The organism is Paraclostridium tenue (assembly GCF_039521565.1).
GTDB lineage: Bacteria > Bacillota > Clostridia > Peptostreptococcales > Peptostreptococcaceae > Paraclostridium > Paraclostridium tenue.
The window spans coordinates 103833-119512 of record NZ_BAAACP010000005.1; the positions used below are offsets into that span (position 1 = coordinate 103833).

Annotated in this window: 19 protein-coding genes; 4 read left to right on the plus strand and 15 right to left on the minus strand. The window is 25.0% G+C overall.

What is annotated here, in order from left to right; translation table 11 throughout:
* Position 1: 1 nt before the first annotated feature.
* The 4 genes from accC to ABFX13_RS05535 form a co-directional block, all read right to left on the minus strand.
* Positions 2 to 1357, minus strand: a complete 1356-nt coding sequence (accC, locus tag ABFX13_RS05520) for an acetyl-CoA carboxylase biotin carboxylase subunit (protein ID WP_346043605.1) — start codon at positions 1355 to 1357, stop codon at positions 2 to 4.
* A gap of 16 nt (positions 1358 to 1373) precedes the next feature.
* Positions 1374 to 1817, minus strand: a complete 444-nt coding sequence (gene accB, locus ABFX13_RS05525; protein WP_346043607.1) for an acetyl-CoA carboxylase biotin carboxyl carrier protein — start codon at positions 1815 to 1817, stop codon at positions 1374 to 1376.
* Positions 1818 to 1916: 99 nt separating this feature from the next.
* Complete coding sequence (locus ABFX13_RS05530) at positions 1917 to 2519, minus strand: hypothetical protein (protein WP_346043610.1); 603 nt, start codon at positions 2517 to 2519, stop codon at positions 1917 to 1919.
* 77 nt (positions 2520 to 2596) lie between these two features.
* A complete protein-coding gene (locus tag ABFX13_RS05535) occupies positions 2597 to 2806 on the minus strand; it encodes a hypothetical protein (protein WP_346043613.1) in 210 nt (69 codons plus the stop codon).
* A gap of 192 nt (positions 2807 to 2998) precedes the next feature.
* Here ABFX13_RS05535 and ABFX13_RS05540 point away from each other — a divergent pair, with 192 nt between their 5' ends.
* Entirely contained in the window at positions 2999 to 3277 is a 279-nt protein-coding gene (locus ABFX13_RS05540) for a hypothetical protein (RefSeq protein ID WP_346043615.1), read from the plus strand.
* A 6-nt stretch (positions 3278 to 3283) separates the two neighbouring features.
* On the opposite strand, the gene trmB is transcribed toward ABFX13_RS05540, so the two are convergent.
* From trmB to ABFX13_RS05555, 3 genes are all read right to left on the minus strand, one after another.
* Positions 3284 to 3925 (minus strand): tRNA (guanosine(46)-N7)-methyltransferase TrmB, encoded by a 642-nt coding sequence (trmB, locus tag ABFX13_RS05545; RefSeq protein WP_346043617.1) that lies wholly within the window; start codon positions 3923 to 3925, stop codon positions 3284 to 3286.
* A 73-nt stretch (positions 3926 to 3998) separates the two neighbouring features.
* Positions 3999 to 4127, minus strand: a complete 129-nt coding sequence (locus tag ABFX13_RS05550) for a hypothetical protein (RefSeq protein ID WP_270648037.1) — start codon at positions 4125 to 4127, stop codon at positions 3999 to 4001.
* A 374-nt stretch (positions 4128 to 4501) separates the two neighbouring features.
* Positions 4502 to 5605, minus strand: coding sequence for a hypothetical protein (locus ABFX13_RS05555; protein ID WP_346043620.1), 1104 nt, complete (start codon positions 5603 to 5605; stop codon positions 4502 to 4504).
* Positions 5606 to 5770: 165 nt separating this feature from the next.
* Here ABFX13_RS05555 and ABFX13_RS05560 point away from each other — a divergent pair, with 165 nt between their 5' ends.
* Both ABFX13_RS05560 and ABFX13_RS05565 read left to right on the plus strand, forming a co-directional pair.
* Complete coding sequence (locus tag ABFX13_RS05560; protein ID WP_346043622.1) at positions 5771 to 6076, plus strand: DUF1540 domain-containing protein; 306 nt, start codon at positions 5771 to 5773, stop codon at positions 6074 to 6076.
* 243 nt (positions 6077 to 6319) lie between these two features.
* Positions 6320 to 7435: a tyrosine-type recombinase/integrase gene (locus ABFX13_RS05565; RefSeq protein ID WP_346043625.1), complete on the plus strand. Its 1116-nt coding sequence runs from the start codon at positions 6320 to 6322 to the stop codon at positions 7433 to 7435.
* Between the two features lie 239 nt (positions 7436 to 7674).
* On the opposite strand, the gene ABFX13_RS05570 is transcribed toward ABFX13_RS05565, so the two are convergent.
* Both ABFX13_RS05570 and ABFX13_RS05575 read right to left on the minus strand, forming a co-directional pair.
* Positions 7675 to 8496: an alpha/beta fold hydrolase gene (locus tag ABFX13_RS05570; protein ID WP_346043627.1), complete on the minus strand. Its 822-nt coding sequence runs from the start codon at positions 8494 to 8496 to the stop codon at positions 7675 to 7677.
* A gap of 69 nt (positions 8497 to 8565) precedes the next feature.
* Complete coding sequence (locus ABFX13_RS05575; protein WP_346043629.1) at positions 8566 to 9522, minus strand: magnesium transporter CorA family protein; 957 nt, start codon at positions 9520 to 9522, stop codon at positions 8566 to 8568.
* Between the two features lie 424 nt (positions 9523 to 9946).
* Between ABFX13_RS05575 and ABFX13_RS05580 the strand changes: the two genes are divergently transcribed.
* The gene (locus ABFX13_RS05580; protein ID WP_346043631.1) at positions 9947 to 11173 is read left to right on the plus strand and encodes an aminopeptidase; all 1227 of its coding nucleotides are present in this window, start codon (positions 9947 to 9949) and stop codon (positions 11171 to 11173) included.
* 40 nt (positions 11174 to 11213) lie between these two features.
* Here the strand turns inward: ABFX13_RS05580 and ABFX13_RS05585 are convergent, their stop codons facing one another.
* Genes ABFX13_RS05585 through ABFX13_RS05610 form a run of 6 tightly spaced genes read right to left on the minus strand, consistent with a single transcriptional unit; the run spans position 11214 to position 15570 of the window.
* Positions 11214 to 12053: a 4-hydroxy-3-methylbut-2-enyl diphosphate reductase gene (locus ABFX13_RS05585; protein ID WP_346043634.1), complete on the minus strand. Its 840-nt coding sequence runs from the start codon at positions 12051 to 12053 to the stop codon at positions 11214 to 11216.
* Between the two features lie 13 nt (positions 12054 to 12066).
* Positions 12067 to 12666 carry a lysophospholipid acyltransferase family protein gene (locus ABFX13_RS05590; RefSeq protein WP_346043636.1) on the minus strand — a complete coding sequence of 200 codons (600 nt, stop codon included), beginning with the start codon at positions 12664 to 12666 and terminating at the stop codon, positions 12067 to 12069.
* Between the two features lie 17 nt (positions 12667 to 12683).
* Positions 12684 to 13331 carry a (d)CMP kinase gene (cmk, locus tag ABFX13_RS05595; RefSeq protein ID WP_346043639.1) on the minus strand — a complete coding sequence of 216 codons (648 nt, stop codon included), beginning with the start codon at positions 13329 to 13331 and terminating at the stop codon, positions 12684 to 12686.
* Between the two features lie 11 nt (positions 13332 to 13342).
* Entirely contained in the window at positions 13343 to 13708 is a 366-nt protein-coding gene (aroH, locus tag ABFX13_RS05600; RefSeq protein ID WP_346043641.1) for a chorismate mutase, read from the minus strand.
* A complete protein-coding gene (locus tag ABFX13_RS05605) occupies positions 13708 to 14913 on the minus strand; it encodes a BaiN/RdsA family NAD(P)/FAD-dependent oxidoreductase (protein ID WP_346043643.1) in 1206 nt (401 codons plus the stop codon). The genes aroH and ABFX13_RS05605 overlap by 1 nt, the downstream gene beginning before the upstream one ends.
* A gap of 12 nt (positions 14914 to 14925) precedes the next feature.
* On the minus strand, positions 14926 to 15570 hold the full coding sequence (locus tag ABFX13_RS05610; protein WP_346043646.1) for a histidine phosphatase family protein: 645 nt from the start codon (positions 15568 to 15570) through the stop codon (positions 14926 to 14928).
* Positions 15571 to 15680: the final 110 nt, after the last annotated feature.

Here is a 15680-nt window from a genome sequence, read left to right on the forward strand (position 1 = left end):
ATTAAATACTTAAACTTTTAATAAAGCTAGTTTCAATAAATTTTGTATGATGAGTATTTTCTATGAATTCACTTGAGTTAATAAGTTCTCTTTGAAAATCTATATTTGTAGTAATTCCTTCTATAATTATCTCATCTAAAGCTCTACTCATTCTATTTATACAATCATTCCTAGTATCAGCTATACAAATTAATTTACCTAACATAGAATCATATATAGGAGGGATTGAATAACCCGGATATATAAATGTATCAAATCTTACTCCAAATCCTCCTGGAATATGTATAGAGTCTATTTTACCAGGGCAAGGCTTAAAATCATCATTAGAGTCTTCTGCATTTATTCTACACTCTATAGCATGACCTCTAAAGTGTATATCTTCTTGTTTATAAGGTATTCTTTTTTTACTTGCGACAAGAATTTGTAATTTTATAAGATCTATCCCCGTAATCATTTCTGTAACTGGATGTTCTACTTGTATTCTTGTATTCATTTCTATAAAGTAAAAGTTCTTATTTTTATCAACTATAAACTCTATAGTTCCAGCTCCTATATAATTTATACCTTTTGTTAATGCTAATGATACATCATAAAGTTTTTGTCTTTGATTATCATCTAAATAAGTACTTAATGATTCTTCTATAAGCTTTTGATTTCTTCTTTGCATAGAACAATCCCTATCACCAAGATGTATAACATTATTAAAGCTATCTCCAAATACTTGAACTTCTATATGTCTTGGATTTTCTATATACTTTTCTATATACAAGGAATCATCTCCAAAAGAACATAAAGCTTCAGATTTTGCTATATCAAATAATGAACTAAATTCACTTTCATTATATATGATTCTCATTCCTTTTCCACCTCCACCACTAGAGGCTTTAATCATAACTGGATATCCAATTGAATTGGCTAATTTTTTTGCTTCTTCTTTGTTTTTTAAAACAGATTTAGAACCAGGTACAACAGGTACATTTAAATTTATCATAGTTTCACGTGCTTTTGACTTATTGCCCATAAGTTCTATTTGATTAGGTGTTGGACCTATAAACGTTATATCGTTTTCTATGCAAGTTTTAGCAAAGTTAACATTTTCTGATAAAAAACCAAAACCTGGATGTATTGCATCACAATTCATCTTTTTTGCTAAATATATTATATTATCTATATTGTTATAACTTTTACTTATATTATTAGGTCCTATACATATTGATTCATCTGCTAAGTATCTATGTAAGCTTTCTTTGTCTATTTCAGAGTATATAGCAACTGTTTCTATATTTAATTCTTTGCATGTACGTATTATTCTAACAGCTATATCTCCTCTATTTGCAATTAATAATCTTTTAATCATATAACTGCCTCCTAAACTAAATTGTTTTTATTTTAAATAATGGTTGATTGTATTCAACTAAATCTTCATTTTTAAGTAATACTTCAACTATTTCTCCATCTACATCACTATGTATTTCATTCATAAGCTTCATAGCTTCTATTATACAAAGTGTATCTCCTTTGTTAACTTTATCCCCTACTCTAACGAAAGGGCTAGATTCAGGACTTGGTGATTCATAAAAAGTTCCCATTATAGGAGTTTTAATTAAGTGGATATCATCATCAACTGAGATTTGATTAATAGTTTCTAAAACATCTTGTTTATCAATAGTAGAATCAGTTAATAGAATTTCATCTTTAGTTTTAGTATTCTTTGATTTAGATACTTCTAAAGTAAAATCCTTTTCTTTTAAGTTCACGTATGTCAAATTAGTTTTATCTATAGTCAATAATATTTCTTTTATTTCTTTTAAATTCATAATTACCTCCTTGTATTATTACCAGGTATTAATATTATATCATAAAATAAGTTTTATAAAACAAAAAAAGTGCTACTTTTATAAAAAGTAACACTTAACTTAGTTTATTTTTTTCTCTATAGAATTTAATTCTTCTAGAGTTAGGTTTGTTATTTCACATATAAAATTTTTATCGGCACCTTTAAGAAGAAGTTCTACAGCCATTTCTCCTTTAGTTTTTTCAAGATTTTTATTAGGTCTCCTACTTTTTGATATATTATATAATTTAGTAGAATCATAAGAAATCTTTTTAATTTTAAAATCTTTTAATGTGTCTGAATTAGTTTTTTCTGTATCTAAGTTTTTATCAGTAAATATAAGATGACTATAATTTTTAAATAAAATAAATATAGATGGAATTATAAAATATATTTTAGAACCTAAAAAACCTACTACACTAGTTGCTATTATCAAAATTTTATTTAAATATGATAAAGTAGTATTTTTAGTATAAGATTCAATAGCTCCTAATATTGTTATAATTATACACAAAGGTATTAATATATAACTAGCTATAAATCCACATATACCAATTTCATCTAAATTTTTAAATATATGACCATATACAGCCATATCTCCATTTAAATAAGCCCATATACATGCAATTAATCCTAAAATCCCTCCGAGTGATTGAGTATACCAATTTAAAAATGCTTTATCCATATCAGTTCCCCCGTAATAAAATATTATCATATAAGATAATATGCACATATTAAGAGGGATATTAAAGATATTTTAAGTTATTTTAAATTATTTAAAGCTTCTTCTAGATAGGATATATCGTTATTGTTTTTTTCTGAATGTTGGTCTATTAATTCTTGTGTAAATAATTTTATATTTTCCATATTGTTATTATCTATAGATGTATAAATTTTTCTTAATAAATCATAGTCTTTATCAAGTATTTGATTAGATGATGTCGTTTTATTTTTATATAAGTTTATGCACATGTTAATCTCCTTTATTAAAGTATTTTATTGATAGTATATATATTTATTTAATATATAATGCAAATTTTTTAAATTTACTTTAATATATATTAAAAAATTAACTTGTTAAAGTTAATTCTTTTGTGTATACTTTTGATAGGTTGTAATTACTATTAAAACAACTTATCAATTAATTAATAAGGGAGCATGATTATGTTGAACACTGTTGAAACTATACTTAAAATATTGTTTGCCATTTTATCTTTTATATGGGTTGGGAAAATTATGGTTTTGAGAAGTGATAAACAAATAGTTATAAATCCTCTGCTTATTTCTATATCAGCTATTTTAGTTTTATTACCAGATACTACACTGGTAAATTGTATATTTGGAATTAACATACAAAGTATAAGAATAATATTATATTTAGTGTACATATTGATAGTTTTATTTGGACTTTATTGTATAAAAAGAAAAAATGGAGTTTTTTAACTCCATTTATCTTTTTATACCTTCTACTCTATATATCTTCATACCATAAGACATAAATTTATCTTCATATTCAGTTGTAACATTTCCTTCGTAATCACTATTTTCTAAATCAAGTGTTATATTTTTAAGTTTTAAATCAGCTTCTGAAAATTCATTTAAACTAAATTCAAATAGTTTTTCATTATCTGTTTTAAAATGTATTTCTCCTGATTTATTTAATATAGTTTTATAATTTTCTAAAAAACCTCTATAAGTTAATCTTCTTTTATACCATCTTTTCTTTGGCCATGGATCGCAGAAATTAACATAAACTCTAGATAGTTCACCATTATCAAAATAATCTAGTATTTTGTTTACATCTCCCCATACAAATAATATATTATCTAATTTATTATCAACAGCTTTTTCTACAGCTTTTAATAAAACTTCTTCTTTTATTTCCATAGCTATATAATTTATGTGTGGGTTTTGCTTAGCTAAAGTAGTTATAAATTTACCTCTACCAGTTCCAAATTCAGCATGTATGGGATTACTATTTTTAAATCTTTCATTCCACTTTCCTTTTAAATCTAATGTATCGCCTTTTATAACTAAATTATCATAACTTAATAATTTAGCATCAGCTCCTTTTTTCTTACGTCTTCTCATGATATACTCCTAATATTTTGTTTAATTCAAAATTAAAGAGTATTGGATAACCAATACTCTTTAAAAATAGTTATTAATGTCCGCAGCCAGAGCATCCTCCGCCACATCCACCATCAGCTTGGTTTTCAGGGGCAACTCTAAAGCCATATCCAGTATCTTCTATAACTATATCTCCATACTTAGTATGATCTTCTTTACTCATTATGAAGTTTAATCCTTCAACTTCATATGTTAAATCGTCTCCGTTTTGCTCATCCAGAGCAAGTCCAAATGATGGACCGCCTCATCCAACACCTGCAAAATAAACTCTTATATTTTTAGGTCTATCTTGATTGTCAGCTAAAATATCTTTTAAAGTACTTATAGCAGTATCTGCAACTTTAACTTTCATCTTAATACATCCTTTCTATTTATTATTAATTTTTGCAAAAAAACAAATTTATATATATTATATACCTACATAATATATATAATCAAACTTTTTCTTAAAAATTTTAACATTTTTTAAAAAATATATAATATTTGGTTAAATTTTCAAAGTAAATTAAAAAAGAGTAGTATTTAACTACTACTCTTTCAATTAATAAATTTAGTTGATGCATTTACTATATATTTATCTTTACTTTTTATATTTAAAGAATGCACGCTAGCTGAAGTATAATTATAATCTGATAAAACAGGAAATAATAGTGTGTATTTACCTAAAGGTACGTTATCAAATACATATTCTCCTACTTCATTAGTTGTAGTATATAAAGTATCACCTTTATCATTTATAAGAGTTATTATCTTATTATTAAATATATATAAATTATTAATTTTTTTAGAATTTGTGGGATTTTCTAATTTTATACAACCTTGTACTTGAGAGGTTTCTAATTTTTTATCTAATGCATCTTTTTTGTTTATTACTTTTGAATTTTTAGTTAAATAAATAGGCTGAATAATTGTTCCACTTAATATTCGTGGATAGGTAGATACATCTTCATGATAAAAATCTACTTTCAATACACAATCTGATTTTATATTTGTTATAAAAACTTCTGATATAGAATACAAAATAGATGGAACTTCATCTGTATGTACTCTATCGTACTCTCCGCTCACTTGAACATTATCTAAAAATACCAATGTATCGTCATCCCATTTCACTTTAGATGAAAATAATACAGTTTTTCCAAAATCAATTTCTATAGGTTCAAGTAAAATATTTTGATCACTAGCTAGTATAGTCAAATTTCTAAAATTATCATTAGTTAAATTTGACAAATTTAAAATCTTGTTATTATCTAAGTTAATCATATTTAATTTAATATTATTTTTTAAATTAGGTATATTTTTTATGTTATTACTTTCTAATCCTACATTTTTTAGATTTTTTAGATTTTTTAAGAAATTTATATCCTCTATTTTATTTTCATTTAGTTCTAAAGTGGTTAAATTTTTAAGATTACTTAAACAAGAAGCATCATGGATATTATTTCTTGTAAGGTTTATATAGGTTGCATTTTTAGCAAATTCTATTCCTTCTATATTTTTGATATTATTACCAGGTAAATCTATTTCAGTTAACGTGCTTAAAAATTCTTTTGTTATTTCTGATATATGCATATTGAATTTTTTAGCCAAAGCTAATTTAAGGTTGCTACTGATATATGAATATTTTGTATTTTTTTCCAATGTCTATCATTCCTTTTATATATTAGTCACAATATAATATATGGTTAATAATCATTACATGACACTAAATATATATCTTGAAAATAGTACTTATTTTTATCAATTTTTTATTTGATTTATGCACATACTATTAATAACGATAAATATATAAGGAGTGAATTTATTATGCCAAAGATTAACTGTAGTGCAACTACATGCTGTTATAATAAAAATGAAAATTGCCATAGTGGATCTATAAAAGTTGATGGTCCTCATCCTGATAACTTAAAAGAAGTTTATTGTACAACATTTATTAGTGTACATAAAAGTATGAAAAGTAATATAGAAAGTGAATGTGAACATGTTATGTGTAACGTTACTCACTGTGTTCATAATGAAAATAGAGAGTGTAGATGTGATAATATATTTGTTTCTGGAAATGAAGCAGAAAACTATAAACAAACTAATTGTTGCTCTTTTTTAGTTAAGTAATCAGTAAAGGTATATCTTAAGAATATTATATGATTTTTAAAATTATAACTTCTTAGATATACCTTTATATATTTAAAGACATAAAATATATAGTTTTATGTCAAATTTTAAAAAATCAGTAATTCCAATACTTTCATTAATAAAATATAGTTTCATGTCAGTTTTATGTCAGATATTTAAATGTTTTTTATTTCACTTTTATGTTACAATAAATACTATAATGTATTTTATTGGAGGGAAAAGATGAGTTTTGCATTTATTAGAAAAAGAAGCAAAAACTATATAGTTTATTTAGAATATAAAGATCCAGAAACTAAGAAAAAAATACAAAAAAATATGGGTTCATACGAGAAAAAAAGAGATGCATCCAAAAGACTAACAGAACTAAAAGATAATATCTACAACAACGATTTATTGCTACCAAATGCTATGACTCTAGAAAATTTTTTAAAAGATTTTTTAGAAAAATATAAAGTGAATATATCCATCACTACATACAATTGTTATCTTAGAATATGTAATAAATATATAATTCCTATGCTGGGAAGATATAAAATTGAAGATCTAAAACCTATACACATACAAAATTATGTTGATGACTTAGTAGATATACTTAGCCCTCAAACATTAAAGATACATATAAATATATTAAAACTTGCTATAAAAAAAGCTTATAGATTAAAGCTTATTCGAGAAAATATAGTTGAATATGTGGAAATACCTAGAGTGAAAAAGTTTAAAAACAACATATATAATAAAGATGATATGCATAAGCTTCTTGAAAAATGTATTGGAACTTCTTTAGAATTACCTATTTTTATAGCGAGTGGTTTAGGCCTTAGAATATCCGAAATTTTAGGATTGACATGGAATAATATCGACTTTAATAACAATACCGTCACAATAGAAAAAATAACAGTGAGAAACAACGGTGAAGTTATATTAAAAGATCCTAAAACTGAAAGTTCAGCAAGAACTATTTCAGCACCAAATGAACTAATGAATCGTCTAAAAACTTACAAAAAAGAACAAATAGAAATGAAATTACAAGGGAAAATAAAAAATAATTTAAATTTGCTTTTCTTTAATAAAAACGAAAACCCTATAGCTCAAGATGTACTTAGTAAAAAATTTAATAGGTTTTTAAAAGAGAATAATTTAAAACACATAAGGTTTCATGATTTGCGTCATACTCATGTAACTTTACTTATAAATTCTAAAGTTCCTATAAGAGTAATTTCTGAAAGAGTTGGTCATTCAAATATAAATACAACTCTTAATATATACTCTCATGTACTCAAAGAAATGGATAAAGAAGCTAGTGATAAAATTTCTGAAGTACTATTTAATTTAGGTTAAAACTGCAAAAATCCGACCTCTTAAATTCCATTTTAAGACGTCGGATTTTGCTTTGTTATATATTTATTCATTTTAATACATAAAATGCTTTATATTCAATTTTAACAAGTTAATTTTGAAATCTTAATTTTGAAATTGGAGAAAGTATAAAATAATAAAATTATGTAAACTGTCGTTATTTCATATTTAAAAATCTGATATTAAGTCTAATTTTAATTTTTATCATTAATCATTATTTTCTAAAGAGACAAAACAAAATTTTTTATTATATTAACTAATTCTAAAGTATCCTCTATATACGGATTATGTTTACCATTAATAATTTTAACTATGCTATTTTTAAAATTAAAAGTTTTATAATGATTAATTCCAATAGCGTAATCTTTATTTCCACATATAATCAAGGTAGGAACTTCTATTTCACTGCTAACATTTCTGTAATCATAAAAATAACTTTCATTATTAAAAGCTTGGTTAGACATATTAGTATTTAACATATCTTTATCTATATCTTCTACTTTAAGGAAATTACTATATTTTTTATATTGTAATTTATAATACTTATTTTCCATAACAAGGTTAAAGGCTATTTTTTTCCAAACTTCTATTAAATTATCACAATAATCTATTGTATCAATACCTAAAAGCTTACATCCTTCATTTATTTGACTTTTAAGAGATTCTTTCATATCCAATGTACAATTCATAAGTATAAGCCCTTTTACATATTGTTTATATTTATAAGCATACTTTGTTGCTATAATACCTCCAAATGAATGTGCAAGCAATATGCATTTATCTATTTTAAGTTCCTTTCTAATGTCTTCTATATCTTCTATTATAGTATCTATAGAATAATCAGAATACATAGTTCCTTCTGACCTACCACAACCTCTTTGATCTATATAAATCATACTTAAGTAATTGCTTAAATAATCTCCACAAAAGACTTCAAAGTCCTTACTCCAAGCACCAGGGCCTCCATGTATATATATACAATTATATCCGTTACCTACTTTATCTACATATAAGTTTATGTTGTCTATAGTTTTTATAAGCATAGCTACCTCCCATATATTAATATAATTAATATTATATCAAAATAACTAATACATATAATAACTTTAAATTTAAAGGAGTTTTTTTAGTTTAAATATTAATATGCTTATAGCCATAATTGAAAACATAACGCCTAATGTTAAAGGATATCCAAAGTACCATTCAAGCTCAGGCATAAATTTAAAGTTCATACCATATATACCTGTTATTATAGTTAAAGGAGCAGAAATAGCAGTAAGTAAAGTTAACTTAGTTATTAAGCTATTAGTTTTCTCAGCTACTTGTGATGAGTATATATCTAAAAGTTTATCAGCTAATTCTCTAGTAGAAATGGCAAAATTATAAAGTTTATCTATACCAAAGTCTATACTTTGTAAATTTTCTAAATTATGCTTTTTTATATCTGTATATGTTAGGTATCTTATATTTTCTTTTAATATCCTATCTCCTATATAAAGAAGTGGTCTTATGTTTTTTACTACAGTTCTAGTTAACCCTCTTATATAACTTATTTGATGAAAGTGTTTATCCTCTACTCCTTCTAACATTTTATCTTCCATATCTAATATAATATCTTCTAATTTTTCTAAACTTTCAAATCCATTTACTATAAGTTCTTTAAATATTAAATAGTTTATTTTAAATAAAACTACATCTGTATTACTATTGGTTATAAAATTTGCTTTCATTAGTTTTAAAATATAATCATATATAAAATGGTCTTTATCTGATACTACTAAGATATAATTATCAGCTAAATAGATATTAATTTCATGTATTATTGCTTTGTTATTTTTAAGTTCAAAAGTATTTAAACTTAAAAAATCATAATTATCAAATAAATCTAATTTTATATTTTCATCAAAATTAAGACAATCTTTAAATGTCATCTCGTCTATGCTTAAAACTTTTTGAATTTTATTTAATTCATATGGAGTAGATAATATTAAATAAGAATTATTTTGGTTATAAAAATCTTCTTTAAAATTATCTACATATATTTGAGTATTTAAATTTAATATTTTCATTTAATCACCACCAAAACTGTTATAACTATATTATGTATATTAATCTAATTATTAATTCAATTACCTTTTAAATACCAAGCTTTATTAAGATATAAAATATAAACAATTTATTTTAAATGCTTATTTTTTGCAACAAGAACAAATGTTCTGTATATTTTATTTGAAATTTTGCTTTTTTAAATTAGATTTTAACGAATTTATTTGCTATAAATAACCATACATTAATCTTCCATAATAAAACACTGTATAAAAGCTTATACAAGAAAATATTAACTATTTATATAAAAATCCAAATTAAAGTTTATAATAATATAATTATGTAAACTATATTTAACTATATATTTTAAATAGTTAATATATTATTTTAACTATATTATAAAAACTTGTTATATAATTTAATTAATAAATATATATGGAGGTTATTATGAGTTTTGAAACCAAGTTAAAAAAATATGCACATTTAGCTGTTAAAACAGGAGTTAATTTACAAAAGGGACAAATACTTCTTTTAAGAGCACCTATATCATGTAAAGACTTTGCTAGGAAAATAGTAGATGCAGCTTATGAATTAGGAGCTAGGGATGTTGAAATAGAATGGAATGATGAAGAAGCTTCTTTAATAAGATATTTAAAAGCTCCAAGTGAGGTATTCGATGAATTACCTAAATGGAAAATCGAAAAATATAATTACTTATTAGAACAAGGGGCTTGTATTATAAACATAGATTCATCTAATCCAACAATATTTAAAGATGTTGATCCGTCAACAATGCAAAGAGTTAGTAAAGCCTACAATAAAAGTATACCTTTATGGAGAGAAGCTATAATAACTGATAAAATAAGATGGACTATAGTATCAGTACCTAGTAAGGAATGGGCATCTAAAGTATTTAGTGATCTAAATGAAGATGAAGCTGTAAACAAGTTATGGGACTATATATTCAAATGTACTAGGATAGACAAAGATGATCCTATAAAAGAATGGAAAATACATAATAATAAACTTAACAAAAAAGTTGAGTTTTTAAATAAAAATAATTTCGTGTCTATGCATTTTAAATCCTCTAAAACTGATTTACATATAGAATTACCTCCAGGGCATATCTGGGCAGGTGGAGCAAGTACTGACCCAAACGGTATAGAATTTAACGCAAATATCCCATCTGAAGAAGTTTATACTCTACCTCATAAGTATAAAGTAACTGGTATAGTATCAAATACAAAACCATTTATATATAATGGAACTATAATAGATGATTTTACTTTAACATTTAGAGATGGTAAGGTTGTGGATTACACTGCTAAAGTTGGATATGAATCTTTAAAATCATTATTAGAATTAGACGAAGGTTCATGTTACTTAGGTGAAGTTGCACTAGTTGAGAATAATTCACCTATATCTAATACAGAAATAATTTATTACACTACATTATATGATGAAAATGCATCTTGTCACTTAGCTTTAGGTTCTGCATATAAAACAAGTATAAAAAATGGTAGTAAGATACCTAAGGAAGATATGGATAAATTAGGTATAAACTATAGTATAACTCATGAAGATTTTATGATAGGATCAAGTGATATGAATATAATAGGTATAACTTCTGATGGGAAAGAAATAGAAATTTTTAAAAATGGAAATTGGGCATAAAAAAATAGGTTACAATTGTAACCTATTTTTTTAGTTAAATCTATAAAGACTCTATATAATTTATAACTTCTTCTATTATCCAATCTGGAGTTGAAGCTCCAGCAGTTAATCCTATAGTATTATAATTTTTAAAATCTTCTTCATTTAGTTCATCTACAGTCTCTATAGCTAAAGTTGGAACATATTCCATGCATATTTGAACTAACTTTTGAGTGTTAGAACTATGTTTACCCCCAACAACTATCATCATGTCAACTTCTTTTGATATTTCTTTAGCAGCTTCTTGTCTAACTTTAGTTGCAGAGCATATTGTATTATTAAAAACAACTTCTTCAAGCTCATCAGATAAAGCTTCTACTATCTTATTGTATAAATCCACATTTATAGTAGTTTGAGCTACTATGCAATACTTATTAGATTTTTCAAGTTCAACATTTTCTAAATCTTCAATAGTCTTTATTATTATAGCTTCATTGTTGCACCATCCATTTATGCCCATAACCTCAGGGTGCTTGGCATCTCCTATAACTATAACTTTATACCCTTTAGAATAATAATCTTTAGCTATTTCATGAATTTTTTTTACAAATGGACAAGTAGTGTCTATAACATCTAATCCTTTTTTATCAGATTCTATATAAACACTCTCCCCTACTCCATGACTTCTTATAATCATACGATTTGATGTAGGAACATCATTTACTTCATTTATAGTTTTTAATCCATTTTCTTCATATTTTAAAACAGCTTGTTTATTATGAATAAGTGGACCAAGTGCATATATGCCATCATTGCTTTTTTCTAATTCATCCCAAGCCATTTTCATAGCTCTCTTAACTCCAAAACAAAAGCCTGCATTTTTAGCTATTTTAACTTTCATTTAAATTTCTCCCTTACTTAGCATATTTATGGTAATTTTCTTTTATTACCTCTAACACATTTTGAGATAATCTTTGATAATCATCTGTATTTAGTTTTTCTTTATAATAATCTTCAAATGATATAGGCTTGTCTATGTATATAGTTACTTTATTAAATACTTTGTATGTAGTTATTATAGATACAGGGATTACTAAAGCTTTACCTTTTACAGCAAACATTCCAAGTCCTGCTTTAGCTTTTAAAAATCCTGCCTCTTTATTTCTAGTACCTTCAGGAAACATCCCTATACATCCGCCATTTCTTAAAGCTTTTAAAATGTTTTTTACTGTAGATGCTGTAGGGTTATCTCTATCTACAGGAATAACATTTATTTTATTTAATATATATCCTAAAGGCTTTATGTTAAACAATTCTTTCTTAGCAACAGCAGTAACTTCTCTATTTTTATGCATAGAAGCTGCTAAAAATATAGGATCTAAATTTGATTTATGATTAGCAGCTAATATAATAGGTCCTTCCTTAGGAACATTTTCAAGACCTATTATCTCAAATTTAAAAAACATCTTTGAGAAAACTCTTAAAACTCCCGTTACAACATTATAAAATTTCACATTAATCTCCCTTCAAACTATCTTATTTTACTTATAACAGATTCTACTACTTCATCTATACTTTTTCCTGTAGTATCAATCTCTATTGCATCACTTGCTTTTACTAAAGGAGCAAATTCTCTATTTGAATCTATTTCATCTCTTCTTATAACATCTTTAATAACTTCCTCTAAAGTTGTATCATATCCTTTTTTTATAAGTTCTTTATATCTTCTTTCTCCTCTTTCTTCAGGAGATGCAACTAAGAAAAACTTATAATCTGCTTTAGGAAATACATAAGATCCTATATCTCTACCATCTAAGATAACAGAACTTTTATTTCCTATTTCTCTTTGAACATCAACCATTAAATATCTTACTTCTTTTATTTGTGCAATATTAGATACATTATTACTAACTTCTGGAGTTCTTATTTCTTCTTTTAATATTTTTCCATCTAAATATATATTATTATCTTTAAAATCTATATCGCTGTTTTTTGCTATCTCAATTATTTGATCTTCATTATTTACATCAATATTATTTTGAAGTACTTTGTATGTTATGGCTCTATACATAGCCCCTGTATCTATATAATTTATATTTAATTTATCTGCTACTATTTTAGCTATTGTACTTTTTCCTGCTCCTGCTGGCCCATCTACTGCTATTACTAAATTCTTCATATTATTCACTCCTATTTACTTATATCTGGTCTTAATTTTTTTGCTTCATTTAAGTATATATGTTTTACATCACTTTTTTTCTTTTCACTGTTTACATTAACCATAACTCTGATACATTTTCTAAGGCTACCTTGTATATACTTTTCTTCAAAGTTAAGTAGCGGAGTATCACAAATATTTAGCATATCTCTAACTGCTACAGATGGATATACTGAATCTAAATCGTTAGTCATTGTAAATATCATACTTATTATATCATCTATATTTAAATCATTTTCTTTTATAATACTTTCAACTAATACTTTAGTTTCATGTAATATTTCGTCTATTGAGTTGTTCTTAACTGTCGTTGCTCCTCTAATTGCTAATATTCTCATTAATAGTCACTTCCTGCTAAATATCCTGTTGAAAAAGCTATTTGAAGGTTATATCCTCCTGTTTCAGCATCTACATCAATAACTTCTCCAGCAAAGAATAAATTTTTAATTAATTTTGATTCCATATTTGATGCATTAATTTCTTTTACACTAACACCACCACTAGTTACCATAGCTGCTTTAATTGTTAGCATTTCTTTTATTGTTAATTTCATTTCTTTTATATATTCTATAATTTTATTTTCATCTTCTTTTTTTAGTTCATTAGGTTTAGCTTCACTTAAATTAAGTAAGCTTAAAATTTCTTTTAAAAAGTTTTGAGGTAGTATTCCTTTTAAATTTGTTAAAACATTTTTATTAGGATTTTCTCTTATTATCTTAGATATTTCATCCTTTGAACTATGTGGTAAAAAATCTAATGTTATTTCTACTTCACCATTATCTAGTGCTTTATTTATATATGAAGAAAACTTTAAAACACCAGGCCCAGATATACCAAAATGGGTAAATATCATATCTCCTTTAGTTTCTATTTTTTTCTTTTTAATTTTAGTTCTTATAATTACTTCTTTCATAGCTACACCTTGAAGATTCTTAACAAAGTTTTCCTTTGTAACTAAAGGTATTAATGCAGGATATAAAGGTTTTATAGTATGTCCATGTTTTTTTAGTATATCAAACATAAATCCATCTGATCCAGTTGTAGGATGACTTTTTCCACCAGTAGTTATTATAAGTTTATCACAAAATATTTTTTCGCCATTATCAGTTATAACTCCTATAGCTTCATTGTTTTCTACTATTAAATCACAAACCTTTGTATTATAAATTATATTAACTTTATTTTTTAAAAGATCTTTTTTTAGTGTATCTATAACTTCATCTGCTTTATCAGATTTTGTATATACTTTCTCATCATATTCAATTTTATAATCTAAATTATTTTTGCTAAAGTATTCTAGCAAATCATAATTTGAAAAAGTATAAAATGAACTATATAAAAACTTATTATTGTTGACAACTTTATCAAAGAAATCTTCTATATTTCTATTATTGGTGATATTACATCTCCCACCACCTGTAAGTTTAAGTTTTTTTCCTATTTCATTATTTCTTTCTATTAATATTACTTCATTTTGTTTTGAAGATGAAAGTGCTGCCATTATTCCAGCGGGGCCAGCTCCAACAACTATAACCTTTGACATGTGTATATCTCCTTATTCAAGTGCTGAATTATTAATTTTCTCATTGTTTTTTATATGAGTTGTATCATTCATTTTTATTATAACTGGTCCATAGTTTCTAAATTCTACTATATTCAAAGCAGTATTATCTTGTTTTATTCTATATATATTTTCCATTCCTGAATTTAAGAAAGATAAAAGCATAACTCTAACTGTTACTGAATGAGTAACAAGTAATATATTTTTATTATCATACTTTTCATTAAGATTATTTATAAATTTATCTACTCTTTCTTTTATTATATGTAAATTTTCTCCTTCTGGTATTTCTACTAAATGTGGTTCATTTCTCCAAGTAGTATATACATCAGCATACTTACTTTTTATTTCATCTATTAGAAGACCTTCCCATTTACCAAATCCCATTTCTCTAAGTGCAGGGGTCTTTTTAACTTCAACTCCTAAGCTTTTTCCAAGTATATCTGCAGTTTGAACAGCTCGTCCTAAATCACTTGAAAATATGTGGTCTATTTGGTGATTTTTTACTAAACTTTCAGCTAACTCAGTTGCTTGTTCTATTCCTTTAACTGTTAAATCAGAATTTCCATGCCCTTGAGTCTTACCTAAAATATTCCAATTTGTTTGACCATGTCTTACTATATAAAATGTATTTGCCATAAGTAGCCTCCTATATTTGTACGTATTTAGTTTTAACATTCATCAAAATTTTATTATATCATAATTTGATAAATTTAAAAACTTAAACATATAAAACTACATTTGAGGAC